Consider the following 23,134-nt stretch of genomic DNA (forward strand, 5'->3'; position numbering starts at 1 on the left):
GTTCAAAACCTGTGCCGCTTTGTATTTAACCCTTGTGTTAATTAAATTCTCTGGTTAAATGGATTAACTTGAGTACATTGTAGATATGAAATTTATTTTGGCACCCGATAAATATAAAGGCTCCCTTACAGGACGTGAATTTTGTGAAACCGTTGCCCGAGGTATCGGAAAAGTTTTTCCGAACTCGGAAATTATACATAGGCCTTTGGCCGATGGTGGCGATGGTACCATTGATGTGGTCGCTGATTATCTCAATGCCTCAAAAGTTTCTGTTCACGTGAAAGACCCGCTTTTTCGTAAAATCAGCACGCAATATCTGCTTTCGGAGGACAAGCAAACCGCTTTTATAGAAATGTCCGAAGCTTCGGGCTATAAGTTGCTGCAAAATTCTGAAATGAATTGTATGGATACCACCACCTTGGGTACAGGTGAAATGATTTTGGATGCCCTTGAAAAAGGGGCGAAGAATATTGTATTGGGGATTGGAGGCAGTGCAACCAACGATGGGGGCATGGGCATGGCCAAGGCCCTGGGCTATTCGTTCTTGGACGTGGATGGAAACGAATTGGAACCGATAGGGAAAAATTTGAGCGAGGTGAAGAAAATTCAAACAGATGAAGTAAATCCAAAGGTATACGATGCCAAAATCCAAGTAGCTTGCGATGTGAACAATCCCTTTTATGGTGAAAATGGTGCGGCCAAAATTTATGGGGCACAAAAGGGGGCCTCAGCGGAAGAAATAGCGCTTTTGGACAAAGGTTTGGAAAGCTTTGCAGCGGTTCTAAAATCCACTTTTGATGTTGATGTCCAAAACATTCCTGGAGCTGGAGCTGCTGGTGGTGTAGGTGGCGGCGCTGTGGTTTTTTTAAATGCAGAATTGGCCTCTGGTGTGGATTTGGTGATGGAGCTTGCCAATTTCGATCAAGTTTTGGAAGGAGCTGATTGGGTGATTACGGGCGAGGGGCAGTTGGATGGCCAAACCTTTTCCGGAAAAACCATAAATGGAGTGGTGCAGGCTGCCAAAAAGCATCATGTTCCCATAGCGGCATTTTGTGGTTCCATTGATGTATCCATAAAAGAAATGCAAGAAATGGGATTGGGTTATGCCGTTTCCATCTTGAATCAAATAGGAAACCTGGAAAATGCCAAGGCCAAAACGGTAGAAAACCTTGAATTGGCCAGTTATAATTTTGCCCATTTGCTGAAGTTGGGCAAAGGCTAGCTTACTTGGTTACTACCCATCTTAAACTCCAACGCTGTTTTTACCGTTTTCCATTCACTGTTTAAAATGGAAAATACCACAGTATCCCGAAGATTTCCAGAGTCGTCAATGCGATGATTTCTTAAAATGCCATCTTGTTTGGCCCCTAAACGGAGAATGGCATTTCTGGATGGATGGTTGTGAAAATGGGTACGGAACTCCACGGCTATGCAGTCGAGGCTTTCAAAAGCATATTTTAGCAAAAGGTACTTGCACTCCGTATTTATTCCGGTTCGCTGTACTTTTTTCGCGTACCATGTCGCACCGATTTCCACCCGTTTGTTTTTTGCATCCACATTTAAAAAGCGGGTGCTCCCCACAATGGTGTTGGTTTTTTTGTTGATGATGGCAAAAGGCAATGCATGTCCGGATGCCTGTTGCGATAGGGCAATGTCCAAATAGGAATCAATGGTTTTTGGCGAGGGTACCGAGGTGTACCATAGTTCCCAAAGTTTTCCGTCCGATGCGGCAAATACCAAATCCACTTTTTGTGATTTCTGCAAGGGGACGAGCTTTACCAATTCGCCTTCCAATTGTATGGGACGTAACCAAGAATCCATAGGTTGAATTTATGGTTCAAATATAAGTTTTAATCCATCGATTTAAACAAAGAAAAAGCCAGGGAAAAACCCTGGCTTTACATCAATCAAAAAACGAAATTATATCAACTATTTCGATTCAAATTCCTCGATAATAAAGAAGTTTTTGTTCTTCTTGTTCACGAGATAGTTGTTCTCCAGCACATTGTAGTGCATGGATTTGTCATCAACATTGATGTCAAAACCGTTATCGGTCTGTACAAGTTCAAAGTCATTGTTTTCGGTGCCCTTGTATTTAAGTACCATGTATTCATCATAGTTTGCATCGGAATCACTGTCAATGGCTACCAATTTCGTCACAAAAGGCGAGGCAAGTTTTCTGTCTTGATTGACCATTCCTTTATCCTTATTGTTCAATTTCATGCCATATTTTCTGCGTTCCATCACTTTTACGCTGTATTCTTTTTCAACACCGTTTTCAGATACGGTAAAGGTATTGAGCTGTGTGGTCGCTTTCATGACCCCAGAGTTTTGGCTTTGCCCATATCCTGCAAAGGCTGTTAAAGTTGCGATTGATAGTATAGTGAATAGCTTTTTCATAGTCTTGTTTTTTGCGGTTAATAAATCAGTTCTCTGGAATAAATTTATGTCTCTTACTTTAAGAAAGAAGTGAACATCCAGTGTCTTTTCTCCAACTCGGTCATAAATTCAGTCAGCATGTTTTCTGTGACAACGTCTCCAGTTTCGAGGGATGCATTAACGGCATCCAACATGCTATCGTGCAATACTTCATAGTCATGCAATACCTCTCTTACCATTTCCAATGGAGAAAGATTTTTATCCTTTTCTTCAATTTTGGAGAGCTCCAATGTTTTCTTCATAGTGAAGTTGGTTTTTACACCAAACACCCGGATACGCTCTGCTACGATATCAATATTTTCTTTTACCGTGTTGTATTCTTTTTCAAATTCCTCGTGGAGTTCAAAGAAGTCTGGTCCTTCAATATTCCAGTGAAAATTTCTCAGTTTATTATAAAATACTTGGTAGTTGGCCAATAGTGTGTTCAAACTGACCACGATTTCAGCTGTTTCCAAGTAAGTAAATCCTAGTTTTTTAAATGTTTTATTTTTTGCTTTAATAGCTTCCATATAATAGATTTTTGATTTGTTTACTGTAAATGTACAAGTCAATAGCCGTGAGGATTGATTGTAACGATGTAATTCTTAATGCAATAGGTTTTTGAGTAACCTAAACAGGGTGAATCAGTGGAATTCCTGCCCTTTCAATCATCATTTTTATAGATGTCTTTAACATTGCACACATAAAAAGATATGTGTATGTTGCAGAAAACCAATTGTTTAACGTAATTTAACGCTTATTGGGATTTGTTTTGGTTTATTGAGTCGTTGTCGTCTTTAATAATGAAGCCTTTGCAAAGAGATTCATAAACTTCAGAAGATATGTCGGTCAAATGTTCCTTCTCCTGACCAAATACTTTTTGAGGATTTGCATGGGTAAGATCTTTTTCCTGAATATATATCGTTTCGGCTATATCATACATTTTTTTACAGAAGCTGAACCTTTTGATGACTTTGTACTTATGGATAGTTCTAATGTGCATTGGGCAGCGGGTTTTCGGTTGCTCAATTGGACACAGTATTATCGCGTAGGTCACATTTAAACAAGTGTAATTGATTACATACGTTTACAAACGAAAACAAATGATTACAAACCGAATATCGTTTTAGGGTGATTTTAAGTTTGCCCTGTCGGACAATGAGAGTTCGATAACTAAATTTTTAAACTTAAATCTTACTATTATGAATTCACTTAAGAACAAAGTTCAATTGATTGGTAATTTGGGTAATGACCCAGAAATAATCCTTATGGAAAATGGAACCAAATTGGCCAAGTTTTCTCTCGCTACAAACGAGACCTATAAGAATGCCAAGGGCGAAAAGATTACCGATACGCAATGGCACAATATTGTGGCATGGGGAAAGTTGGCAGAAATCTCTGAAGATTTTTTGTCCAAGGGCAAAGAGGTCATGATCGAAGGCAAACTAATGAATCGCACTTACGAGACCAATGAAGGCGAGAAAAGATATATTACGGAAATCAAATGTAACGAATTACTGATGCTCGGAAAGTAAGTGTGTGGATGGTATAACGACTAAAAAGGGACGACGGTCCCTTTTTTTGGTTTTTGTGTTAGGGTAAATCCTTTTTAAGTTGTTACATAGCTGAACGCCAGAACTTTTGTAAATGAACAAGGTATTTAGTAAAACTCAAACAAATGAGATTAAAAGTTCACATCACCGTATGGTTTACTTTAGCGTTGGCGGCCATGGCTTTGGGGCAAGAAAAGGACGTTCCTTTTTATGAAAAGCAGGCTTGGAAAGATGCCCATCAAGAACAATCCACTACCTTTTCCAGCTTAGAGGATGAAAAGGATTTTTGGAAAGATCAAAATCGCTACGAAAAGGATTTAAAAACCAAGGACGATCTTGCTTACAATAGTTATATGGTAGCTAAAAGAGCTGCATATTCGGAGCATGCCAAAACTTGCGGAAACCATTGTGCCCATAGCTATTATTACTACGAACGGGCAAGTATATATTTTTCCTTTGAAATCAACGAAAATTTTTCCAGAGAAGCAATTGGGACTTTAGTTCAAGTGGCTTCCCCTCGAATATTTTAATGTGCATTTTAGTTAGTTAATACGAAAGGCGCTCGATTAAATCGAGCGCCTTTTTAGTATTCCCTTATAGCTCAGATTTAGTTCTGGCCACCATCTCTTTCAGGTGAACGTGGGGTAGGCCATTCCAATTGTTCTCCCGTTCTACTGCTTATGGGGAGCACTGCTTTTTCCCTAGATGTCTTTTCAGGATGCTCGCTTGCCATATAGGCGAGAATTGCCGTTAGAATGGCATTGTTTTTTACGTCATCAAAAATAATTTTGTCGTAAGTGTCCCTATTAGTGTGCCATGTATAGTTCCAGTAGGACCAGCTTAAAGAACTCAAACTAAATGCTGGGGCTCCAGCGGCTTGGAACGATGCATAATCCGACCCGCCGCGAGCAGGGGTTCCAGGAAAGGTCGTTTCGATTTCATCGGTAATCTCTCTAGGCACTTCGTGTAGCCACTTGCCTAAATAATCGTAGGAATTCAAAAACCCACCGCCGGAAATTCGAACTACTCTCCCAGTTCCATTATCTTGGTTAAAAACAGCCTGTACGCCCGCCACAATTTCTGGATGGTCCTCAACAAAAGCTCGTGATCCGTTCAATCCTTGTTCTTCGCTGCCCCAATGGCCAACTAAAATAGTTCGCTTTGGGTTGGGATAAGCTTTTTTCAAAATGCGCATGGCCTCCATCATTACCAAAGTTCCTGTGCCGTTATCCGTGGCGCCAGTTCCGCCATCCCAAGAATCAAAATGTGCTGATAGAATCACATATTCATCTGGTTTTTCAGAACCTTTTATTTCAGCAATGGTGTTGAATGTGGGTACTTTGCCTAATTCTTTGGATTTCGCTACAATATGTAGTTCTGGTTTTTGTCCGGATGCTACCAATCGATATAGCATTCCATAGTCTTCCAATTCCAAATCAACGGTCGGGATTTCTTTGGTATATGCCCCGAATATTTTGTTTACGCCAAAACCTCTGGACCAATAGGAAGCAACAATACCAACCGCACCAGCGTCTTCGAGAGCAACGGGCAATGTTCTTCTGTTGAGTCCAGTGTTTTGCATGTTCTCTCTCCAGGCATCATTTTGTGCATCACGCTCTTTCTTCATTTTTTCAAAAGACTTTTCGGTAGCGAACTCCTCCCAATTATAATCGGGTCTACCTGTGGGTTGCGGCATAGAGATCATAACTAGTTTACCTTTAACATTGGGTAGCCAGTTCGCGAATTCCAAGGAGTCCGCTACGGTTGGTAAAACCACCAATTCTGCGGTAACACCTTTTTTGGGAGTGCTAGGGCTCCAAGCCAATTGGGTTCCCCTTAAGCTCTGTACTCTGGGGTGTACCATGTCTATATGTGTAATTCCACGTTCCCAGCCTTTCCATTCACCCCATTGTTCGTTGCGAGCGGGAATTCCCCAACTTTTGTATTTGGCAATGGCCCAATCGTGGGCATTCTTCATTTGTGGCGTGCCCACCAACCTGGGTCCTATGCCATCCATTAACTGATGGCCTAAGATTTCCAGTTGAGAGTTTTTATTGGCTTCTTGAATGATTGCTTCAATTGTAGCATCCTTGTCCTGTGCCAACATCGAAATGCTGCAAACAACGAGCATGGTAAATAAAAGGGAGGTTTTTTTGATCATGGTTTCTAGTTTGCCCTAAAAATAGCACAAATAAAGCAACCTTTGGTGGGACAGGGGGAGAGTATACAGGCAGTTGGCCGAGTGATGTTTATGCCACTTTTTTAAATAGATCAAAGCAAGGACATTTTTTACAGCGCTTGCTTTCACTTTTCTTATATTTTTTACAGCATTTTGATTTTACCTTCCCGGTTGGTGGTAAATCTCTAAGTTTTGCCTTTTTGAGTTTCTTTTTGTCCTTTTTCTTTCCCATAGGTAGAAGCGAAATAGAGGACTAAAATAACTATTTTAAATCAATCTAAATAAAATTTAACGTTTTAGAGTTACAGCACAAGCATTTATGTTAAAATATCTTGTGCCAAGCGAAAAGTGTTGGCGTGTGCTTCCACTATAATTCTTATCTCAGGTGAATAACCGCCACCCATGCTACATTGAACCGGAATCTTGGCATCATTACAAGTTTTAAGTACAAAACGGTCCCGTTCCTTGCAACCGTCCAATGTCATGGACAAGGTGCCCAATTTATCAGTTTCCAGCACATCAACCCCACAGAGGTAAAAAATAAAATCTGGACGGACCTCCTCCAATAATTCGGGCAGGGTCTTTTTTAAAATGGATAGGTACTCTTCATCCGCAGTGCCCTTTTCCAATGGGATATCCAAATCCGAAGTTTCCTTTTTAAAAGGGTAATTGCTCTTGCCGTGCATGGAGAAGGTAAAAACAGAAGTGTCGGTCCTGAAGATTTCGGCTGTGCCATTGCCTTGATGTACATCCAAATCCACGATCAATATCTTTTCGGCCAATTTGTTCCTTAAAAGATACCGAGCCCCAATGGCTTGATCGTTCAGCATACAGAAAGCCTCACCTCTATCTGAATAGGCATGGTGCGTTCCTCCGGCAATATTCATGGAAATTCCATTTTCAATTGCGTAATGACAACCTTTTATGGTTCCGTCAGCTATGATGCGTTCACGCTTGACCAACTCATCACTTAGTGGGAAACCAATTTTTCGGGTTTCTCTTTTGGATAGCTCCAAGTTGATTAAATTCCTGTAGTAAGATTCATCGTGGGCTGCCAAGATATGATGGTCCTGGGGAAAGGAGGGCTCAAAAAAGTTGTCCTCGGTACAAGTACCCTCATAAAGTAATTGCTGTGGCAAAAGCTCGTATTTGATCATCGGGAACCGATGTCCCAAGGGCAATGGATGTTTATAGATGGGGTGATAGGCTATTTTGAGCATTTAAGCACCTTGTTTATGCAATGCCAACTGTATCCGCTTTCGAGGTACGTCTACGTCCAATACTTTTACTACTATCTGTTGATGAAGGCTTACATGTTCGTTGACATCTTTTACAAAAGTATCAGATAGATTGGAAATGTGCACCAGTCCACTCTCCTTGATTCCGATATCCACAAAACACCCAAAATTGGTAATGTTGTTGACAATGCCAGGTAGTAGTTGACCTTGACGCAAATCGGTAATTTCTTTGATGTTTTGATTAAAGGTGAACACCTTGGCCTTTTCTCGAAGATCCAACCCAGGTTTTTCCAATTCCTTTAAAATATCCTCCAGGGTGGGCATTCCTATGGTGTCCGTACAATAGGCTTTCAGGTTGATGTCTTTCAAAGCGGCCTTGTTCCCAACAATTTCATTGAGCGAAACACCCTGGTCCTTGGCCATTTTTGACACCAAGCCGTAGCTCTCAGGGTGTACGGCCGAATCATCCAAGGGATTATCGCCATTTTTGATGCGCAGAAAACCTGCACTCTGTTCAAATGCTTTATCCCCTAATCGAGATACGTTTTTAATTTCTTCCCTGCTTTTGAATGCCCCGTTTTTGTTTCGGTGGGCGACAATGTTTTCCGCGAGTTTGGGGCCAATGCCCGATACATAGCTTAACAGTGGTACACTTGCCGTGTTGATGTTCACTCCAACGGAATTCACACAGCTTTCCACTACTGTGTCCAAAGAAGTTTTTAGTTGGGTCTGGTCCACATCATGCTGGTATTGCCCAACTCCAATGGACTTGGCATCAATTTTCACCAATTCTGCCAAGGGGTCTGCCAAACGACGACCAATGGAAACTGCTCCCCTCACCGTTACATCGTAATTTGGAAATTCTTCCCGTGCAATTTTGGAAGCCGAGTAAATGGATGCCCCAGCTTCACTTACCACAAAAACGTCGATATTCTTTTTAAAAGGGACGCGCTTTATCAATTGCTCCGTTTCCCGAGATGCAGTTCCGTTGCCTATGGCAATGGCCTCGATTTTATAGGCATCCACCAAGGAGCTTATTTTTTTTATGGCCCCCGAACTATCACGCTGTGGTGGATGGGGATAAATCGTTTCATTGTGTTTTAAATCGCCCTGCTCGTCCAAACATACCACTTTACAGCCCGTCCTAAAACCAGGGTCAATGGCCAAAATTCGTTTTTCCCCAAGAGGGGCGCCGAGCAACAACTGCTTTAAGTTTTTGGAAAAAACCTGAATAGCAGCGGCATCTGCCTTTTCCTTGGCGATATTCAGAATTTCCTTGGATAATGATGGGAACAGTAGTCTTTTGTAGGCGTCTGCGATGGCCAATTCTACTTGCTCTGCACAGGCATTATTGGATTTGATCAAGCGGCGTTCCATATGCTGTAGTGCGCGTTCATCATCAATTTCAACCTTTACTCGGATAAAACCTTCCTTTTCCGCTCGCATAATGGCCAAAAAACGGTGAGATGGGCATCGGTTCAAGGGTTCGCTCCAATCAAAATAGTCGCGAAATTTTTGGGCCTTTTCTTCATCTTTTTTGGTTTTGACCACCTTGGTAGTAATCAAGGCATGCCGTTCCAACTGACCCCGCAATTGGTTGCGGATATCGGTACGCTCATTGATCCATTCAGAAATAATATGACGGGCTCCTTCGAGGGCATCATCTTCGTTGATGATGTCCTTGCTGAGGTATTTGGAGGCAATGTACTCAATTTCATCACTCCTTTGCGCCATAATGATCTTGGCCAGAGGCTCCAATCCATTTTTACGCGCAGTCTCGGCTTTGGTCTTTTTACTCTTCTTAAATGGCAGGTAAAGGTCCTCCAAACTGGTCAGGTCGGAACAGTTCAAAAACTTGGCTTCCAATTCTGGAGTAAGCGCATCTTGTTCCTTAACGGCTTTGATGATGGCCGCTTTTCGCTTTTCCAGCGCTTCGAACTGGTTTTTGAACTCAACGATGGAACCGATTTGGACCTCGTCCAGATTACCTGTTAGCTCCTTCCGATATCGAGAAATAAAAGGAACGGTACAATCTTGGTTTAAAAGAGCCACGGTGTTCTCCACACTTTTCTCCGAAAGGTTGGTGTGGCGAACGATATAGGGAACAAGTCGCATAGCTTTTTTGAATTTTTAACAAGGTCATTTCACTTTACAGTGATTAATGGACTTAATTAATTGTCTCCCCGTTGCTTACATTTTCTTCATCCGGGTTAACGAATACGAGTTTGCCATCCTTGTCTTCTGTCATCAAAATCATCCCCTGACTTTCTACTCCACGAAGTTTTCTAGGGGCCAAGTTGGCAACAACGGTTACTTTTTTGCCCACAATGTCTTCGGGTTTAAAGCTATTGGCTATACCCGATACAATAGTTCGGGTATCCAATCCTGTATCCACTTTCAATACCAAAAGCTTGTTGGCCTTGGGCATTTTTTCGGCTTCAATAATGGTCCCGACACGCATATCCAATTTGGAGAAATCATCAAATGTTATGGTGTCTTTTTGAGGAGTTACTTCTTTGTCCATTTGGGCATTTGATTTTTTGGTGGCTTCCAATTTGTCCAATTGTTGTTGAATCTCTTTGTCCTCAATTTTTCTGAAGAGCAATTCACTTTTGTTGATGGTGTGTCCTGCCGGAAGCAAAGCTTCGGCAGTTGCAATCCCACTCCAATCGGTCTCGATATCACTTGAGCCAAGATGTAATATTTTCTTCAATTTTTCTGAAGTAAACGGTAAAAAAGGCTCGCTTAAAATGGCCAATCCCGTCGCGATCTGAAGTGCCACGTACATTATGGTTTTTACGCGCTCTTCGTCTGTTTTAATGAGTTTCCATGGTTCCTGGTCTGCCAGGTATTTGTTACCCAACCGTGCCAAGTTCATCAATTGTTGGCTCGCTTCACGGAAACGGTACCTCTCTAAAGAATTGGAAAGAATTTCTGGATACTCCTTCAAATCATTCAAAGCCTGTTTGTCAACCTCAGTAAAGTCAGATGGAGTCGGCACTTCACCTCCATAATATTTATGTGTCAACACAGCCACTCGGTTCACAAAATTCCCAAAAATGGCTACCAGTTCGTTGTTGTTTCTCGATTGGAAATCCTTCCAAGTAAAATCGTTGTCCTTTGTTTCGGGCGCATTGGCCGTTAGGGCGTAGCGAAGCACATCTTGCATATCCGGGAACTCTTCCAAATATTCGTGCAACCAAACCGCCCAGTTTTTGGAGGTGGAAAGTTTATTCCCTTCAAGGTTCAAGAACTCATTGGCGGGTACATTATCGGGTAATATAAAATCACCATTGGCCTTTAACATACTCGGGAAGATGATACAATGGAACACAATGTTGTCCTTACCGATAAAGTGTACCAATTTGGTGTCCTTGTTCTTCCAATATGGTTCCCAATCTTTGCCCTCGCGTTTGGCCCACTCCTTGGTGGAGGAAATGTAGCCGATGGGAGCATCGAACCATACATAAAGTACTTTTCCTTCGCCGCCTTCAACGGGCACCGGGATACCCCAGTCCAAGTCACGGGTAACGGCGCGGGGTTTAAGGCCTTCATCTATCCAAGACTTGCATTGTCCATATACATTGGGTTTCCAGTCGGATTTATGCTCTTCCAAGATCCATTTTCTCAAAAAACCTTCGTAGCGGTCCAATGGCAAAAACCAGTGCTTCGTCTTTTTCAAAGAAGGAACGGTCCCGGTTATGGTGGATTTTGGATTAATAAGATCGGTAGCATTCAATGAGGATCCACAATTCTCACATTGGTCGCCATAGGCTTCTTCGTGCCCGCATTTGGGACATGTTCCAATGACGAAGCGGTCGGCTAAAAACTGTTTGGCCTCATCATCGTACAATTGCTCTGTTTCCTCCTCGATAAAATCTCCTTGCTCATACATTTTTTTAAAAAATTCCGAAGCAGTTTCGTGGTGGACCTTCGCCGAGGTCCTGGAATAATTGTCAAAAGAAATTCCAAAATCAGCAAAAGATTTTTTGATGATGCTATGGTACTTATCAATAATTTCTTTTGGTGTTACACCTTCTTTTTTGGCCTTCATGGAAATGGCCACTCCATGCTCGTCGCTCCCACAAACAAAGGCTACATCGTTTCCTTTTAACCTTAAATAACGGGAGTAGATGTCCGCGGGGACGTAAACTCCGGCCAAGTGCCCAATATGAATGGGACCGTTGGTGTAGGGGAGTGCCGCAGTAATGGTGTACCTGGAAGGTGATGTATTTTGAGCCATTTAATTTTTATTAGGCCCCAAAAATACTGATTTTAACGGGATAGACATAAAAAAGGAACCCTCCGAAAATGCGACCCTGTTTGGGGTGAGGGGTGCATCATCGAAGGGCTCCACAAAATGGATAACAAATTGTCCCGCTTCTTTACGCAATCATTACTGATTTGCTCATCTTTTTTTCTCCTACGGAGATTCGGTATATATATTTTCCTGTGGATAAACTATCCCGCATACGTTCACGGATATTGATGTCCACTGCGCCTTCCAACATCATTTCGTTGAACAAGGTTCCCACACGTTGTCCCAAAATATTGAAGAGTTCAATATCTACATGGGCCGTAACCGGCATTTCCAAATGGATGTATGGATCTTTTGGAGATGTTGCTGGGTATACTGCTGCATGTTGTATGGTATCCAAAATATCAATATTGGGGTCCAAGGGGTCTTGACTTGGTGGTGTTTCCGGCAATATTGGTGGATCGTTGTCCATGGCAATATCATCAAATGTTTCCCCGCTACAATTAAACCCAAGGTCGATTGCCTGATAGGGATGCCCCAACAAATGTTGTTCTACGGATGCTCTTGGAACACAGAGCCATTCTGCCAATACAGTTCCATATAGGTTTCTAAAGTCCATGGTATATTCGAGGTTTCCACGGTTATTGGGTTCGTCCAAGGATGGGTGGTCGCCAATAAAAGCGCTTCCACTTAATCCTGACCCAAAAAACAGGGTAGGTGCAGCCTTTCCGTGATCGGTACCGTTGGAGCCATTTTCGAATATTCTTCGACCGAATTCGGAAAAGGTCATGCTCAATACCTTATCGTCCTGTTCGGTAAAAGCGAGGTCTTCGTAGAAATTATTGATTGCAACGGATAAGTTGGACATCAAACGTTCGTGTACAATGGGTTGGTTTCCGTGGGTGTCAAATCCTCCCATAGAGATCATATACACTTTGGTGCCCAAGTTTCCTTTGATCAAACGAGCCAACAGTGCCAATTGTCTTGCAAAGCCATTGTCTTGATACTCGACTTGATTTTGACCTGCCATGTAGGCATCATGAATAATGCCGGCATATTCGTAAGTAGTGTTTGCCACACCACGAAGGAACTTCAATTGATCTCCGTACATACAATCATCAAACGGGGCATTTTCAATATCGTAAAAGGTTCCGGTCTCTGCGATTTGCTCTAATTGATCTACGTTGTTGGTCACAAAGGCATAGTTGGTCTCTTCACCTTGGAAGACCAAGTTCGCCAAGTTTCCAATTTGAATAGCTGCCGGGGCTGCTGGTGGATTGATCAGATAATCTGGATAAAGCTCCTCAAAGTGACGGCCCATCCAGCCCGTGTTCTCACCAGAGAAACCGGTTGTGGTCAAATCCGTATTGGCAAAAATATCCGAACCTGTGAAATGGGAGAGGCTTTGGTTTTCATAGCCAACCCCGTGCACAGCCTTAAATTGGCCATCTCCCCAAAGGGGCTCTAGGGCACTCATATACGTGGGCACCCCAAAATCGTCGGTAAGTTTCAGGACCTTACTTTCTGGGATATAGATGTTGGGCCTTGCATTTGCATAAGTATCATATTGTTGAATTGGGATTACGGTACTGAGCCCGTCGTTCCCGCCGGATAATCGTATCAGGATTAAAATATTGTCTGTTTCCGCAGCAGCAACCGCAGCCGTAAGTGGCGATGGTGCTGAAGCAGATATCATATGGCTTCCCAAAAACATGGAACCCGAACCTGCGATTCCCAAAGCTTGGATAAAGGAACGTCGACTCCATTTTTTATGTTCTAGATCATGGCCATCGTGTTCGAGGCCCTTGTGAGGAGAATTATCGTGTTTATGGTGATTGTCGCACATGATGATGAGGTTATTTGAGTTGAAATTCGGGTTCTCTTGATATATGACGCAATAAAACGTAGACTTGGGTAGGAACTTCCATACTTGATGATAGCACCCACCATCCGTTACCGCCAGGAATATAATCCGATGAATAATATTCCTCCGGGACATCATCTATTTTGAAAGCATCCACGGCTTTTTCAAAATCAGCATCCGTTAAAAGGCCCTTGGGCGTAAATTTGTTCACCAATGCCCTCACCACTATCTCCGGATTACTGGTATTGCTGTCGGCGGGGCCAACGGCATCCATGGCCAAAGTTCTGAACTGTTCTGGGTCGTTTTGAAAAAAACGGTCTATGAACACCTCCATGGTGAGCCATCGCCCAATAATGAAATTGGTGTTGATCCACGTTCGGTCTCGTTGCCATCCTTCCACTTCGGGAGGTTGAAAAAAACGTTGTCCGATCAAGGAACAAGCATCGATCATATTTAAAACAGTTCCATCATCATAAGAGAAACCGGTTTCCTTTAGAAAGTTGAAGTATAGGTCTGCAGGACTTTTTATAATGACCCCAATGGCGGTTTCATCAAAAAAGTGTTGACTTTTAAAAAGCTGGCGTAATACAGGTGCTATCTCAAAACCATTACTAATAAAGGTTTGGGCCAACCCATCAATAATCTGAGGTGCGATTCCTCCATCTTCGTTGGTGGAATCGGGATGAACAAAGAACTCATATAATTTTTTACAGATGAACCAGCCAATCTCATCTGGCCTTTGATTAAATAGGATATCGATAACATCATCGTATCCCCAATTTCCTGTTTGACCAAATATGGTCTTGTTCTCGGTATTGAATTCTGTTGGGTCGAAAGTTACTTGGGTACACCCTTCCTCACCGCGTTCCGTATATCCTGATAAAGCTTTGGAAGTTTCGATGATGTCGTCTTCGGTGTAGTTGTTTCCCTCTCCCAAGGCAAATAGCTCGTACAGTTCACGTGCATAGTTTTCGTTGGGGTTATCCCCTCTGTTCCGAACACCATCCAAATAATAGAGCATGGCACTGGTAAGGCCAATTTCGCTGGTAAAGGTCTTAAAATTGCCCAAGGCATTTCGCTGCAAGCAATTCATATAATAATACAAGAACTGTGGACAACTATAAGTTTCCAACTGGGTTACAAAGTGGTTGCTCCAGAAAAAGCTCATTCTGTCCAGCAACTCATTACTTACTAAAGCATTTCCATATGTGGTAGTAAAATCTTCAATTTGAGCCCTACGTAATTGGCGAGCCATATCCTCGTCTGCAGGGTAATTGGCATCGTTCCAATCCGCCCATTCAGGTGCTGGTATGATGGGCGCGGCCAACGCTTGATTTACCAAATTATCGACTAAAGTATCGGCTGTTTGTCCAACAGCGGCATTGATGGTTTGCACCGAAGCACTGAAACCAAGCCTTCGGTACAAGTGGGCAGCACGTAACTTGTCCAATGGAGTAGTGTACGGCGCCAAGGTTGAGGAATTACAATTGATAAAGTAGTCCATAGCAATTTCTGGCGTTAATTTGGTACATAGTTTTGGGGCAACTATATGCTTATGCTAGTGTTGGATGTGGTTCAATTGAGCCAACAAATTACAATCTTAACGCTCTAATATCCATGAACGACCAAATTTTTCGATGAAATGCATAATTTTTTTAAATCTTTGCAAAATCTATGGCAAATCATAACACATTTGGGAAACTCGGAGAACAAAAGGCCGTAGACTTTTTAAAGGCTTCAGGGTATGAAATCAAAGTACGTAACTATCGTTATCTCAACGCCGAAGTGGATATCATCGCCGAAAAGGATGGCATCTTGGTGGTTGCTGAGGTAAAGTCAAGAAACAAAGGGTTCCTCGAAGATATTTCCGATGTGATCTCGCCTAAAAAAATCAAACTTTTGACCATGGCCGCCAATCATTATTTAGAGGAAATCGATACCGATTTGGAGGTGAGATTTGATGTGATCACCGTGATAAAAAACAGCAATGATTTTGAAATTGAGCACTTTGAAAACGCGTTCTATCATTTTTAACCATTTGTTTGTTTTGTAACAATATGTTATTTTTGTTCAAAAGCAACCTAAATAATGAAAACAATATCTGCTGTAGTAGAGCATTACATCAAGAAGAAACCTTTCCTTCAGACAGCCTTGGCTCAAGGGATCATCAACCTTACCTCTTTATCTCGACAAATAAAACCTGAAATCGCCGAAGAATTGGGTAAAGATGTAAAGGATGGCGCCATTGTTATGGCGCTCAAACGTCTTTCGGATGATTTGGAGTTTAGGGCCACCCACAAAATTGTAAAAGTGCTCAAAAATATTGGTGAGATCACAGTGCGTTCCAACCTGACGGATTACACCTTTCTGGCTTCCGATACGATACTGCAACAACAAGCTAGATTGTTGGAGGAGGTAAACGCCAACCAAGATGTTTTCTATACCTCTTCGCGAGGTGTAAACGAAATCAACATTGTGATCAGCAATGTAATGGATGGGGTAGTGGAAAAGTATTTTAAAATGGAGCGCTGCACCCAAAAGGCGGAAGGACTTTCTTCCATTACCGTGAAGTTGCCCGCCGAGAACGTTTCCGTACCCGGAATTTATTACTTCATCTTTCAGCGATTGGCCTGGGAGGGTATTGTGCTGTATGAGGTGATTTCCACAACCAACGAGTTTACTATTTTGGTGAACGATGAACAGGTAGACGTTGCTTTCAAAACAATAAAAGACTTAAAATCACTTTAAAATAGGTTTCCTTTTTACAGGTCTAAACTAAAAAGCCATCTTCTTCGTTCTTGATGGAGACACTTTTTGGAAATAATGACCAAGAAAAGGATTCTTTACGGTATTCTAGGCTTAATAGTACTGTACCTGTGCTATTTGGCCTATATTTTTATACTATCTCCGAGGACCAACCTGCAGTCCATTTACTTGATTCCGAAGGATGCTGTTTTCATTATTGAATCGGAACAACCCGTAGAAAGTTGGGAAAAAATCAGTAAGAGCGAAGCCTGGCACCACCTTAAAAAGAACGACTATTTTTCCGATCTTACCGAAAATATTCAAAGAGTAGATTCTGTTTTCAACGACAATCATAAACTATTCGAGTTTTTTGACAACCGTTCCCTGTTTATATCCATCCATATGATTTCCCAAAAGGATTATGGGATTTTTTATGTGCTGGACCTTAAACGAATAGCAAAACTGCAATTGCTCAAAACCTATTTGAACACTTTATTGGATGATGGTTATGTGCTAAGCAAACGGACGTACCACAAACACGAAATTTTGGAAGTACACGACAGGGAGAGCAAGGAAACCATGTATCTGGCCTTTATCAAAAACCAGTTGGTGGCTTCCTATACACATACCTTGGTCGAAGCTTCCATTGATCAGTATATGGAACCGGTTTTGGGACGTAACCTCAATTTTTTGGAAATCAATCAGAAAGTCGGGCATGAAGATCTGTTTCGATTGTACACCCAGTACCATTATTTTGATGATTACATTAAAATGTATTCGGACAGACCTTCCGATTGGGTAAAACGGGTTAGCGAAAACTTTTTGTTCTCGGGCTTCTATTTTGATTTGGATGATAACAGCACGCTTACGGCCAACGGATATACCAACATCAGCGCCGTGAACGAATACTATTTGGAAGCACTGCAAAAATCGGGCAAGGCAGAGCGCTCCATTCCCGAAGTGGCACCGAATAGCACAGCACTCTACATTAGTTATGGGTTTGATAGCTTCACCGAGTTCTACAGGAATTTCGAGATGGTACAGCAGAACGACCCCGAACAGTTCGAGAGCTATCAAGAGGGAATTGGCAAGGTGGAAAAAATCCTCAAAATCGATATAAAGGAAAATTTTGTGAGTTGGATCGGTGATGAAATCGCCGTACTTCAAATTCAATCCCACATTACCAAAGGTAAAAATGATGTTGCGCTTGTGCTCAAAGCCAACGATGCTAAAGATGCCAAAACCAATTTGGATTTTGTGGTGGAGCAGATCCGCAAAAAAACACCCGTAAAGTTCAAGGCGGTAAATTACAAGGACTACGAAATCAATTTCCTCTCCATCAAAGGATTTTTCAAGATGCTCTTGGGTGGTAGGTTCGAGGAGTTTGACAAACCTTACTTCACCCAGATCGATGACTTTGTGATTTTTAGTGATAGCCCCAATACCCTAAAGGGTATAATTGATAAGGTTTCAGAAGGAGATATACTTGCGACTTCGGAAAGGTTCAAAAATTTTGATCAAAAGTTTGATTCGGAATCCACCGTGTTCGTTTACAGCAACGTGCTTTTGCTGTTTGATAATATGTATGCCTTGGCTGATGCCCCGACCAAACAAAAAATGCGCAAGAACAAGGATTTCATTATTTGTTTCCCTCAAGTGGGATTGCAACTGACCCCTGAAGATGATTTGTTCGAAAGTCGTTTGGTGCTCAACTATCAAGATGTGGAGGAAGTAAAGAAAGCGATCGGTCTTCCAAAAAGTATCAACACAACGACTCCAAAAACTCAAAATACGGTTTCAACCGAGATCACTGATGCGGTTTTCGATCTAAATCCTATCTATCCAACGGATTTAAATGCCAAATCCTTCAGTAAAAAATACCCCAGCGGAAACATACGGTTTGAAGTGGACTTAAAAGATGGTTTAAAGCATGGCCGTTATGAGGAATTTTATCCGGACGGTACTCGGAAAATCCGTGGCCGCTTCCGCAATGACGAGCAAGTAGGTACTTGGCGCTATTATGATAAACAGGGCGACCAAGTTCATAAAAAAAGGTTTTAGGAAATATTGTCATTCTGAGCGTTGCGAAGAATCCCTTTTAAAATACACCGATTGGGATGGGTGGATAAATTCGGCAACAATCACTACCTTTCTTGCTTAAAACCAAACCTCCGACAAATGAAAAACATGCTAGTTGCAGCAGCTCTTCTTGTTGCATTCACGACAACACTGGACACCAGCGCACAACAAATCAATTTCCCCAAACGCTATGAAACTTGGAAGCCTGCAGAAAAGGGGCAATTCAAGTATGATGAAGTAAAGCTGAACAAAGCGGTGGAATATGCCAATGCCAACGAGTATTCCGGTTCACGAGATATCCGACAAGCTATTCTGGAGGGTTTTAAACGTGAACCTTTTCATGAAATTCTAGGTCCAACTAAAAAACGAGGCGGTCCTGCGGGCATGATCATGAAAAATGGCTATGTGCTGGCTTCGTGGGGAGATACCAAACGGGTGGATATGACCTTTAGTGTTACCAAAAGCTTTTTGTCCACGGTTGCCGGACTTGCCGAAGATCAGGGATTGATAAAAGACACCAAGGACAAGGTGATTGATTACATCTGGGATGGCACTTTTGATGGTGCTCATAATTCCAAGATAACTTGGGAGCATTTGTTGCAGCAAAATTCCGATTGGTCCGGTGAACTTTGGGGCGGAAAAGATTGGGCGGATCGTCCACCAAGTGAAGGCGGTCTGGACGATTGGAAATTCCGAACGCTCAATGAACCAGGTACCGTAATGGAATATAACGACGTCCGTGTGAACGTGCTTGCTTATTCGCTTACCCATGTGTGGAGAAAACCTGTACCCATGGTACTCAAAGAAGAGGTGATGGATAAAATAGGCGCTACCACATCATGGAGATGGTTTGGGTACGATAACGCTTGGACTGTGGTGGATGGCATTAAAATGAAATCCGTAACAGGTGGCGGACACTCCGGTGCCGGACTTTTTATTTCCACGGAGGATATGGCCCGTTTTGGCACTCTGTTTTTGAACAACGGGAAATGGGAAGATGACCAAATCATTAGTGAAGATTGGATCAAGAAAGCTACAACCCCGTCAGTTCCGAATGTAAATTATGGCTATATGTGGTGGCTCAACCAGCAAGGTGGCCGACATTGGGAAGGTGTTCCCGAACATGTGTTCTACGCCGCTGGTTTTGGCGGTAACTTTATCGTGGTGGACCAAAAAAGTGGACTGGTCATCGTAACGCGCTGGCTGGAACCTTCAAAAATTGGGGAGTTCGTAAAACAGGTGTATGAGGCTTTATAGCTTGGGATAATTCAGTGCACTCGACACGGAATGACATGATGAACTGAGTTCGTCATGACGCAGATTATGCCGAAACATTTTCCTTTTGAGGAGTAAAAGGCTGAAGAACCTGCAACGCTTTATCCACACTCGTTATCTTATCAAACACTAGCAATAATCGTAATCCGTTTCGGGTCTGTTTTTCCTTGAGTTTTACCACTTGTTGGTGCGTTTGTGCGTATTGCAGTATTTGGGTAAATACGGCACTCTGGTAAAAACTGGATTGCTGGTCCGCTACAAAGTAACCGATGAACTTACCCTTTTTCATAATTACTTTTTCCAAACCAATATGGATGGCAATCCATTTAATGCGAACAGAGTTCATCAAATCGACCACAGACTCTGGCAATTCGCCAAAACGGTCCACCAATTGTGCCTCAAATTTTTGTAGACCTTCCTCATCCGCTACATCGTTCAATTGGGTGTACAGGTTGAGGCGCTCGGTTATATTATTGATATAATCATCCGGGAACAGCAGTTCAAAATCCGTGTCTAGCTGCATCTCTTTCACATATACTTTTTCCTTGTCGCCCTCTACTTCATCATACAGTTCCTTGAACTCATTTTCTTTGAGTTCATCAATGGCTTCGGACAATATTTTTTGATAGGTCTCAAATCCGATCTCATTGATAAAACCGCTCTGTTCACCTCCCAAAAGGTCTCCAGCCCCACGAATTTCCAAATCCTTCATCGCAATATTGAAACCACTTCCCAAGTCTGTGAATTGCTCCAAAGCTTCGATACGCTTTCGGGCCTCGGTGGTCATGACTTCATATGGAGGGGTAATGAAGTAGCAGAAGGCCTTTTTATTGCTCCGCCCCACACGTCCTCTCATTTGGTGGAGGTCGCTCAACCCAAAATTGTTGGCATTATGGATAAAAATGGTGTTGGCGTTGGTAACGTCCAAACCACTTTCAATAATCGTGGTGGAAACCAATACATCAAACTCACCGTTCATAAAAGCGAGCATTAAGGATTCCAGTTTTTTACCTTCCATTTGCCCGTGGCCGATTCCAATTTTGGCATCGGGAACCAAGCGTTGGATCATCCCTGCCACCTCCTTGATGTTTTCAATGCGGTTATGGATAAAGAAAACCTGTCCGCCCCTTTGGATTTCATAGGACACGGCATCCCGAATAATATCCTCGTTCAATCGAATCACTTGGCTTTCGATAGGGTAGCGGTTGGGAGGCGGGGTGTTGATCACGGAAAGGTCCCGGGCTGCCATCAAACTAAATTGCAAGGTTCTCGGAATTGGAGTGGCCGTTAAGGTGAGCACGTCCACATTTTCTTTAATGGAACGTAATTTCTCCTTTACCGAAACCCCGAATTTTTGTTCTTCATCCACTATCAGCAAGCCCAAATCCTTGAACTGAACGTTTTTGTTAACCAACTGATGGGTCCCGATAATAATATCGATCTTACCAGAGGCCAATCGCTCCAATACATCCTTCTTCTCTTTGGCGGTACGGAAACGGTTGAGATAATCCACCGACACGGGCATCTCTTTTAATCGCTCCTTGAAGGTTCTGTTGTGCTGAAAGGCCAAAATGGTCGTTGGTACCAAAACAGCTACCTGTTTACCGTTGTCCACGGCCTTGAACGCGGCACGAATGGCAACTTCCGTTTTCCCAAAACCAACGTCCCCGCAGATCAAGCGGTCCATTGGCCTTTCGCTCTCCATATCCTTCTTTACATCTTGGGTGCTTTTTTCCTGATCTGGAGTGTCCTCGTACAAGAAAGACGCTTCCAATTCGTGCTGTAGATAGCTGTCCGGAGCGTATTGAAAACCTTTTTCCAATCGACGCTTCGCATAGACTTTTATAAGGTCGAAGGCAATTTTTTTGACCCGAGCCTTGGTTTTTTGCTTTAGTTTTTTCCAAGCAGCCGAACCCAGCTTGAATATTTTTGGTGGTGCCCCGTCCTTACCGTTGTATTTGGATATTTTGTGGAGTGAGTGGATGCTGACATAGAGAATGTCACGGTCGCCATAAATAAGTTTGATGGCTTCTTGTTTTTTGCCCTCCACATCAATTTTTTGTAATCCACCAAACTTGCCGATACCGTGATCAATGTGGGTAACATAATCCCCAATTTCCAATTTGTTGAGTTCCTTTAGGGTGATGGCCTGTTTTTTGGCATAGCCATTCTTTAAATGGAATTTGTGGTAGCGTTCAAAAATTTGATGATCGGTATAGCAGGCAATTTTTAAATCTTGGTCCACAAAACCTTGGTGAAGCGGGAAAATGATGGTCTGATAGTGTACCGTTTCATCCACTTCATCAAAAATATCGTGAAAACGCTTGGCCTGTTGTTCCGTGGAACAGAAAATATAATTGCTATAACCAGAATCACGATTATCGTTGAGGTTTTCAATGAGCAGGTCAAACTTTTTATTGAAGGAAGGTTGGGGTTTGATGTTGAACTGGATTTCGTCACCCTGAACTTGTTTTAGGGTCTCACTAGAAACTCCAATCTCAACACATAAATAATCCTGCAATTGCTCTTTTAACAAAGCTGAATCCAAAAACAGTTCTTTGGGCTTCGCATGTTTTATTTCCTCGCTCAATTTTGCAAAACTCTCCTCCGCTTTTTCAAAAAAGGAATCAATACGATCGTAGATCAAAGCCGGATTCTTGGCAAAGACCACCGTTTTGGCAGAAATATATTTCAAGAAGCTTTCCCGAATTTCCTCGGTGAACTTGTTCTCCACATTCGGGATAATGGTAATCTTTTTTACTTTGTCCGTTGAGAGCTGTGTTTCCACATCAAACGTTCGGATGCTGTCCACTTCATCCCCAAAAAACTCGATACGGTATGGCTCATCGTGCGAGAACGAAAAAACATCTACAATACCGCCCCGAACAGAAAATTCTCCTGGTTCGGTCACAAAATCCACCCGTTTGAACTGATATTCAAAAAGGATCTCGTTTAAAAAATCCAACGAGATCTCGTCGCCTATTTTTATTTTTTGGGTATTCTTGTCGAGTTCCTTCCGTGTGACCACTTTTTCAAAAAGCGCATCGGGATAGGTGACGATTATCGCGGGTTTTTTTCTGGAATTGATGCGGTTGAGCACTTCGGCACGCAAAAGTACATTGGCGTTGTCGGTTTCCTCAATTTGATAGGGTCTACGATAACTTCCCGGATAAAAGAGCACGTCTTTTTCACCGATGAGTTGCTCCAAGTCGTTTAAATGATAAGCAGCTTCCTCCTTATCGTTTAAAATCAGCAAAAATGGGGATTCAGCGAATTTAAAAGCTTCGGAAATCACAAAGGAAAGCGAGGAGCCGACAAGCCCTTTTATATTGATTTTTTGTGATGCAGCGGATTCGTTGTCCCGTGTTTGGGCAATACTATCCCTCAGTTTCCCAAGTTGGGGAGACTGTTCAAAAAGTTGGGAAATCGGGGTTTTGGTCAATCCAAAAAACTTTGGTGCAAAGATAAACCGCGAAAAGGTTTACTAAAAATGTTTTTTTGGGTTTCTCTTCCATGCTCAAAAAT

18 protein-coding genes are annotated in these 23,134 nt (G+C 42.4%); 7 read left to right on the forward strand and 11 right to left on the reverse strand.

Translation table 11 applies throughout. The features are described 5' to 3' along the window. The first annotated feature begins 85 nt into the window (after positions 1-85). Positions 86-1,222: a glycerate kinase gene (locus J0X13_RS11545; protein ID WP_207071584.1), complete on the forward strand. Its 1,137-nt coding sequence runs from the start codon at positions 86-88 to the stop codon at positions 1,220-1,222. Here J0X13_RS11545 and J0X13_RS11550 read toward each other — a convergent pair. From J0X13_RS11550 to J0X13_RS11565, 4 genes are all read right to left on the reverse strand, one after another. Beyond that, positions 1,219-1,821, reverse strand: coding sequence for a GNAT family N-acetyltransferase (locus tag J0X13_RS11550; RefSeq protein WP_207071585.1), 603 nt, complete (start codon positions 1,819-1,821; stop codon positions 1,219-1,221). The two genes, J0X13_RS11545 and J0X13_RS11550, sit on opposite strands and share 4 nt — an antisense overlap. Positions 1,822-1,929: 108 nt before the next feature. Next, positions 1,930-2,400 carry a hypothetical protein gene (locus J0X13_RS11555; RefSeq protein WP_207071586.1) on the reverse strand — a complete coding sequence of 157 codons (471 nt, stop codon included), beginning with the start codon at positions 2,398-2,400 and terminating at the stop codon, positions 1,930-1,932. A 53-nt stretch (positions 2,401-2,453) separates the two neighbouring features. Beyond that, positions 2,454-2,948 (reverse strand): Dps family protein, encoded by a 495-nt coding sequence (locus J0X13_RS11560; protein ID WP_207071587.1) that lies wholly within the window; start codon positions 2,946-2,948, stop codon positions 2,454-2,456. 227 nt (positions 2,949-3,175) lie between these two features. Next, positions 3,176-3,421: a hypothetical protein gene (locus tag J0X13_RS11565; protein WP_207071588.1), complete on the reverse strand. Its 246-nt coding sequence runs from the start codon at positions 3,419-3,421 to the stop codon at positions 3,176-3,178. A gap of 199 nt (positions 3,422-3,620) precedes the next feature. Here J0X13_RS11565 and J0X13_RS11570 point away from each other — a divergent pair, with 199 nt between their 5' ends. Then, positions 3,621-3,953: a single-stranded DNA-binding protein gene (locus J0X13_RS11570; protein WP_207071589.1), complete on the forward strand. Its 333-nt coding sequence runs from the start codon at positions 3,621-3,623 to the stop codon at positions 3,951-3,953. 143 nt (positions 3,954-4,096) lie between these two features. Next, a complete protein-coding gene (locus tag J0X13_RS11575) occupies positions 4,097-4,501 on the forward strand; it encodes a hypothetical protein (protein ID WP_207071590.1) in 405 nt (134 codons plus the stop codon). A gap of 77 nt (positions 4,502-4,578) precedes the next feature. Here the strand turns inward: J0X13_RS11575 and J0X13_RS11580 are convergent, their stop codons facing one another. The 6 genes from J0X13_RS11580 to J0X13_RS11605 form a co-directional block, all read right to left on the reverse strand. Beyond that, positions 4,579-6,132 carry a M20/M25/M40 family metallo-hydrolase gene (locus J0X13_RS11580; RefSeq protein WP_207071591.1) on the reverse strand — a complete coding sequence of 518 codons (1,554 nt, stop codon included), beginning with the start codon at positions 6,130-6,132 and terminating at the stop codon, positions 4,579-4,581. Positions 6,133-6,467: 335 nt separating this feature from the next. Then, the gene (locus J0X13_RS11585) at positions 6,468-7,370 is read right to left on the reverse strand and encodes a histone deacetylase family protein (RefSeq protein WP_207071592.1); all 903 of its coding nucleotides are present in this window, start codon (positions 7,368-7,370) and stop codon (positions 6,468-6,470) included. Continuing rightward, positions 7,371-9,503, reverse strand: coding sequence for a Tex family protein (locus J0X13_RS11590; protein WP_207071593.1), 2,133 nt, complete (start codon positions 9,501-9,503; stop codon positions 7,371-7,373). 52 nt (positions 9,504-9,555) lie between these two features. Then, complete coding sequence (gene metG / locus J0X13_RS11595; protein ID WP_207071594.1) at positions 9,556-11,631, reverse strand: methionine--tRNA ligase; 2,076 nt, start codon at positions 11,629-11,631, stop codon at positions 9,556-9,558. Positions 11,632-11,773: 142 nt separating this feature from the next. Beyond that, positions 11,774-13,492 carry a DUF1501 domain-containing protein gene (locus tag J0X13_RS11600; protein WP_207071595.1) on the reverse strand — a complete coding sequence of 573 codons (1,719 nt, stop codon included), beginning with the start codon at positions 13,490-13,492 and terminating at the stop codon, positions 11,774-11,776. 10 nt (positions 13,493-13,502) lie between these two features. After that, on the reverse strand, positions 13,503-15,014 hold the full coding sequence (locus tag J0X13_RS11605; protein WP_207071596.1) for a DUF1800 domain-containing protein: 1,512 nt from the start codon (positions 15,012-15,014) through the stop codon (positions 13,503-13,505). Positions 15,015-15,184: 170 nt separating this feature from the next. Between J0X13_RS11605 and J0X13_RS11610 the strand changes: the two genes are divergently transcribed. From J0X13_RS11610 to J0X13_RS11625, 4 genes are all read left to right on the forward strand, one after another. Further along, complete coding sequence (locus J0X13_RS11610; RefSeq protein ID WP_207071597.1) at positions 15,185-15,544, forward strand: YraN family protein; 360 nt, start codon at positions 15,185-15,187, stop codon at positions 15,542-15,544. 54 nt (positions 15,545-15,598) lie between these two features. Beyond that, positions 15,599-16,258 carry an aspartate kinase gene (locus J0X13_RS11615; RefSeq protein WP_119607470.1) on the forward strand — a complete coding sequence of 220 codons (660 nt, stop codon included), beginning with the start codon at positions 15,599-15,601 and terminating at the stop codon, positions 16,256-16,258. Between the two features lie 75 nt (positions 16,259-16,333). Continuing rightward, the gene (locus J0X13_RS11620; protein WP_207071598.1) at positions 16,334-18,316 is read left to right on the forward strand and encodes a DUF3352 domain-containing protein; all 1,983 of its coding nucleotides are present in this window, start codon (positions 16,334-16,336) and stop codon (positions 18,314-18,316) included. 126 nt (positions 18,317-18,442) lie between these two features. Continuing rightward, positions 18,443-19,591, forward strand: coding sequence for a serine hydrolase domain-containing protein (locus tag J0X13_RS11625; RefSeq protein ID WP_390822362.1), 1,149 nt, complete (start codon positions 18,443-18,445; stop codon positions 19,589-19,591). 64 nt (positions 19,592-19,655) lie between these two features. Here J0X13_RS11625 and mfd read toward each other — a convergent pair whose 3' ends face one another. Then, positions 19,656-23,051: a transcription-repair coupling factor gene (mfd, locus tag J0X13_RS11630; RefSeq protein ID WP_207071600.1), complete on the reverse strand. Its 3,396-nt coding sequence runs from the start codon at positions 23,049-23,051 to the stop codon at positions 19,656-19,658. Positions 23,052-23,134 lie beyond the last annotated feature (83 nt).

The organism is [Muricauda] lutisoli (nom. illeg.), from assembly GCF_017313105.1.
In the GTDB taxonomy this organism is placed as follows: Bacteria; Bacteroidota; Bacteroidia; order Flavobacteriales; family Flavobacteriaceae; genus Flagellimonas; species Flagellimonas lutisoli.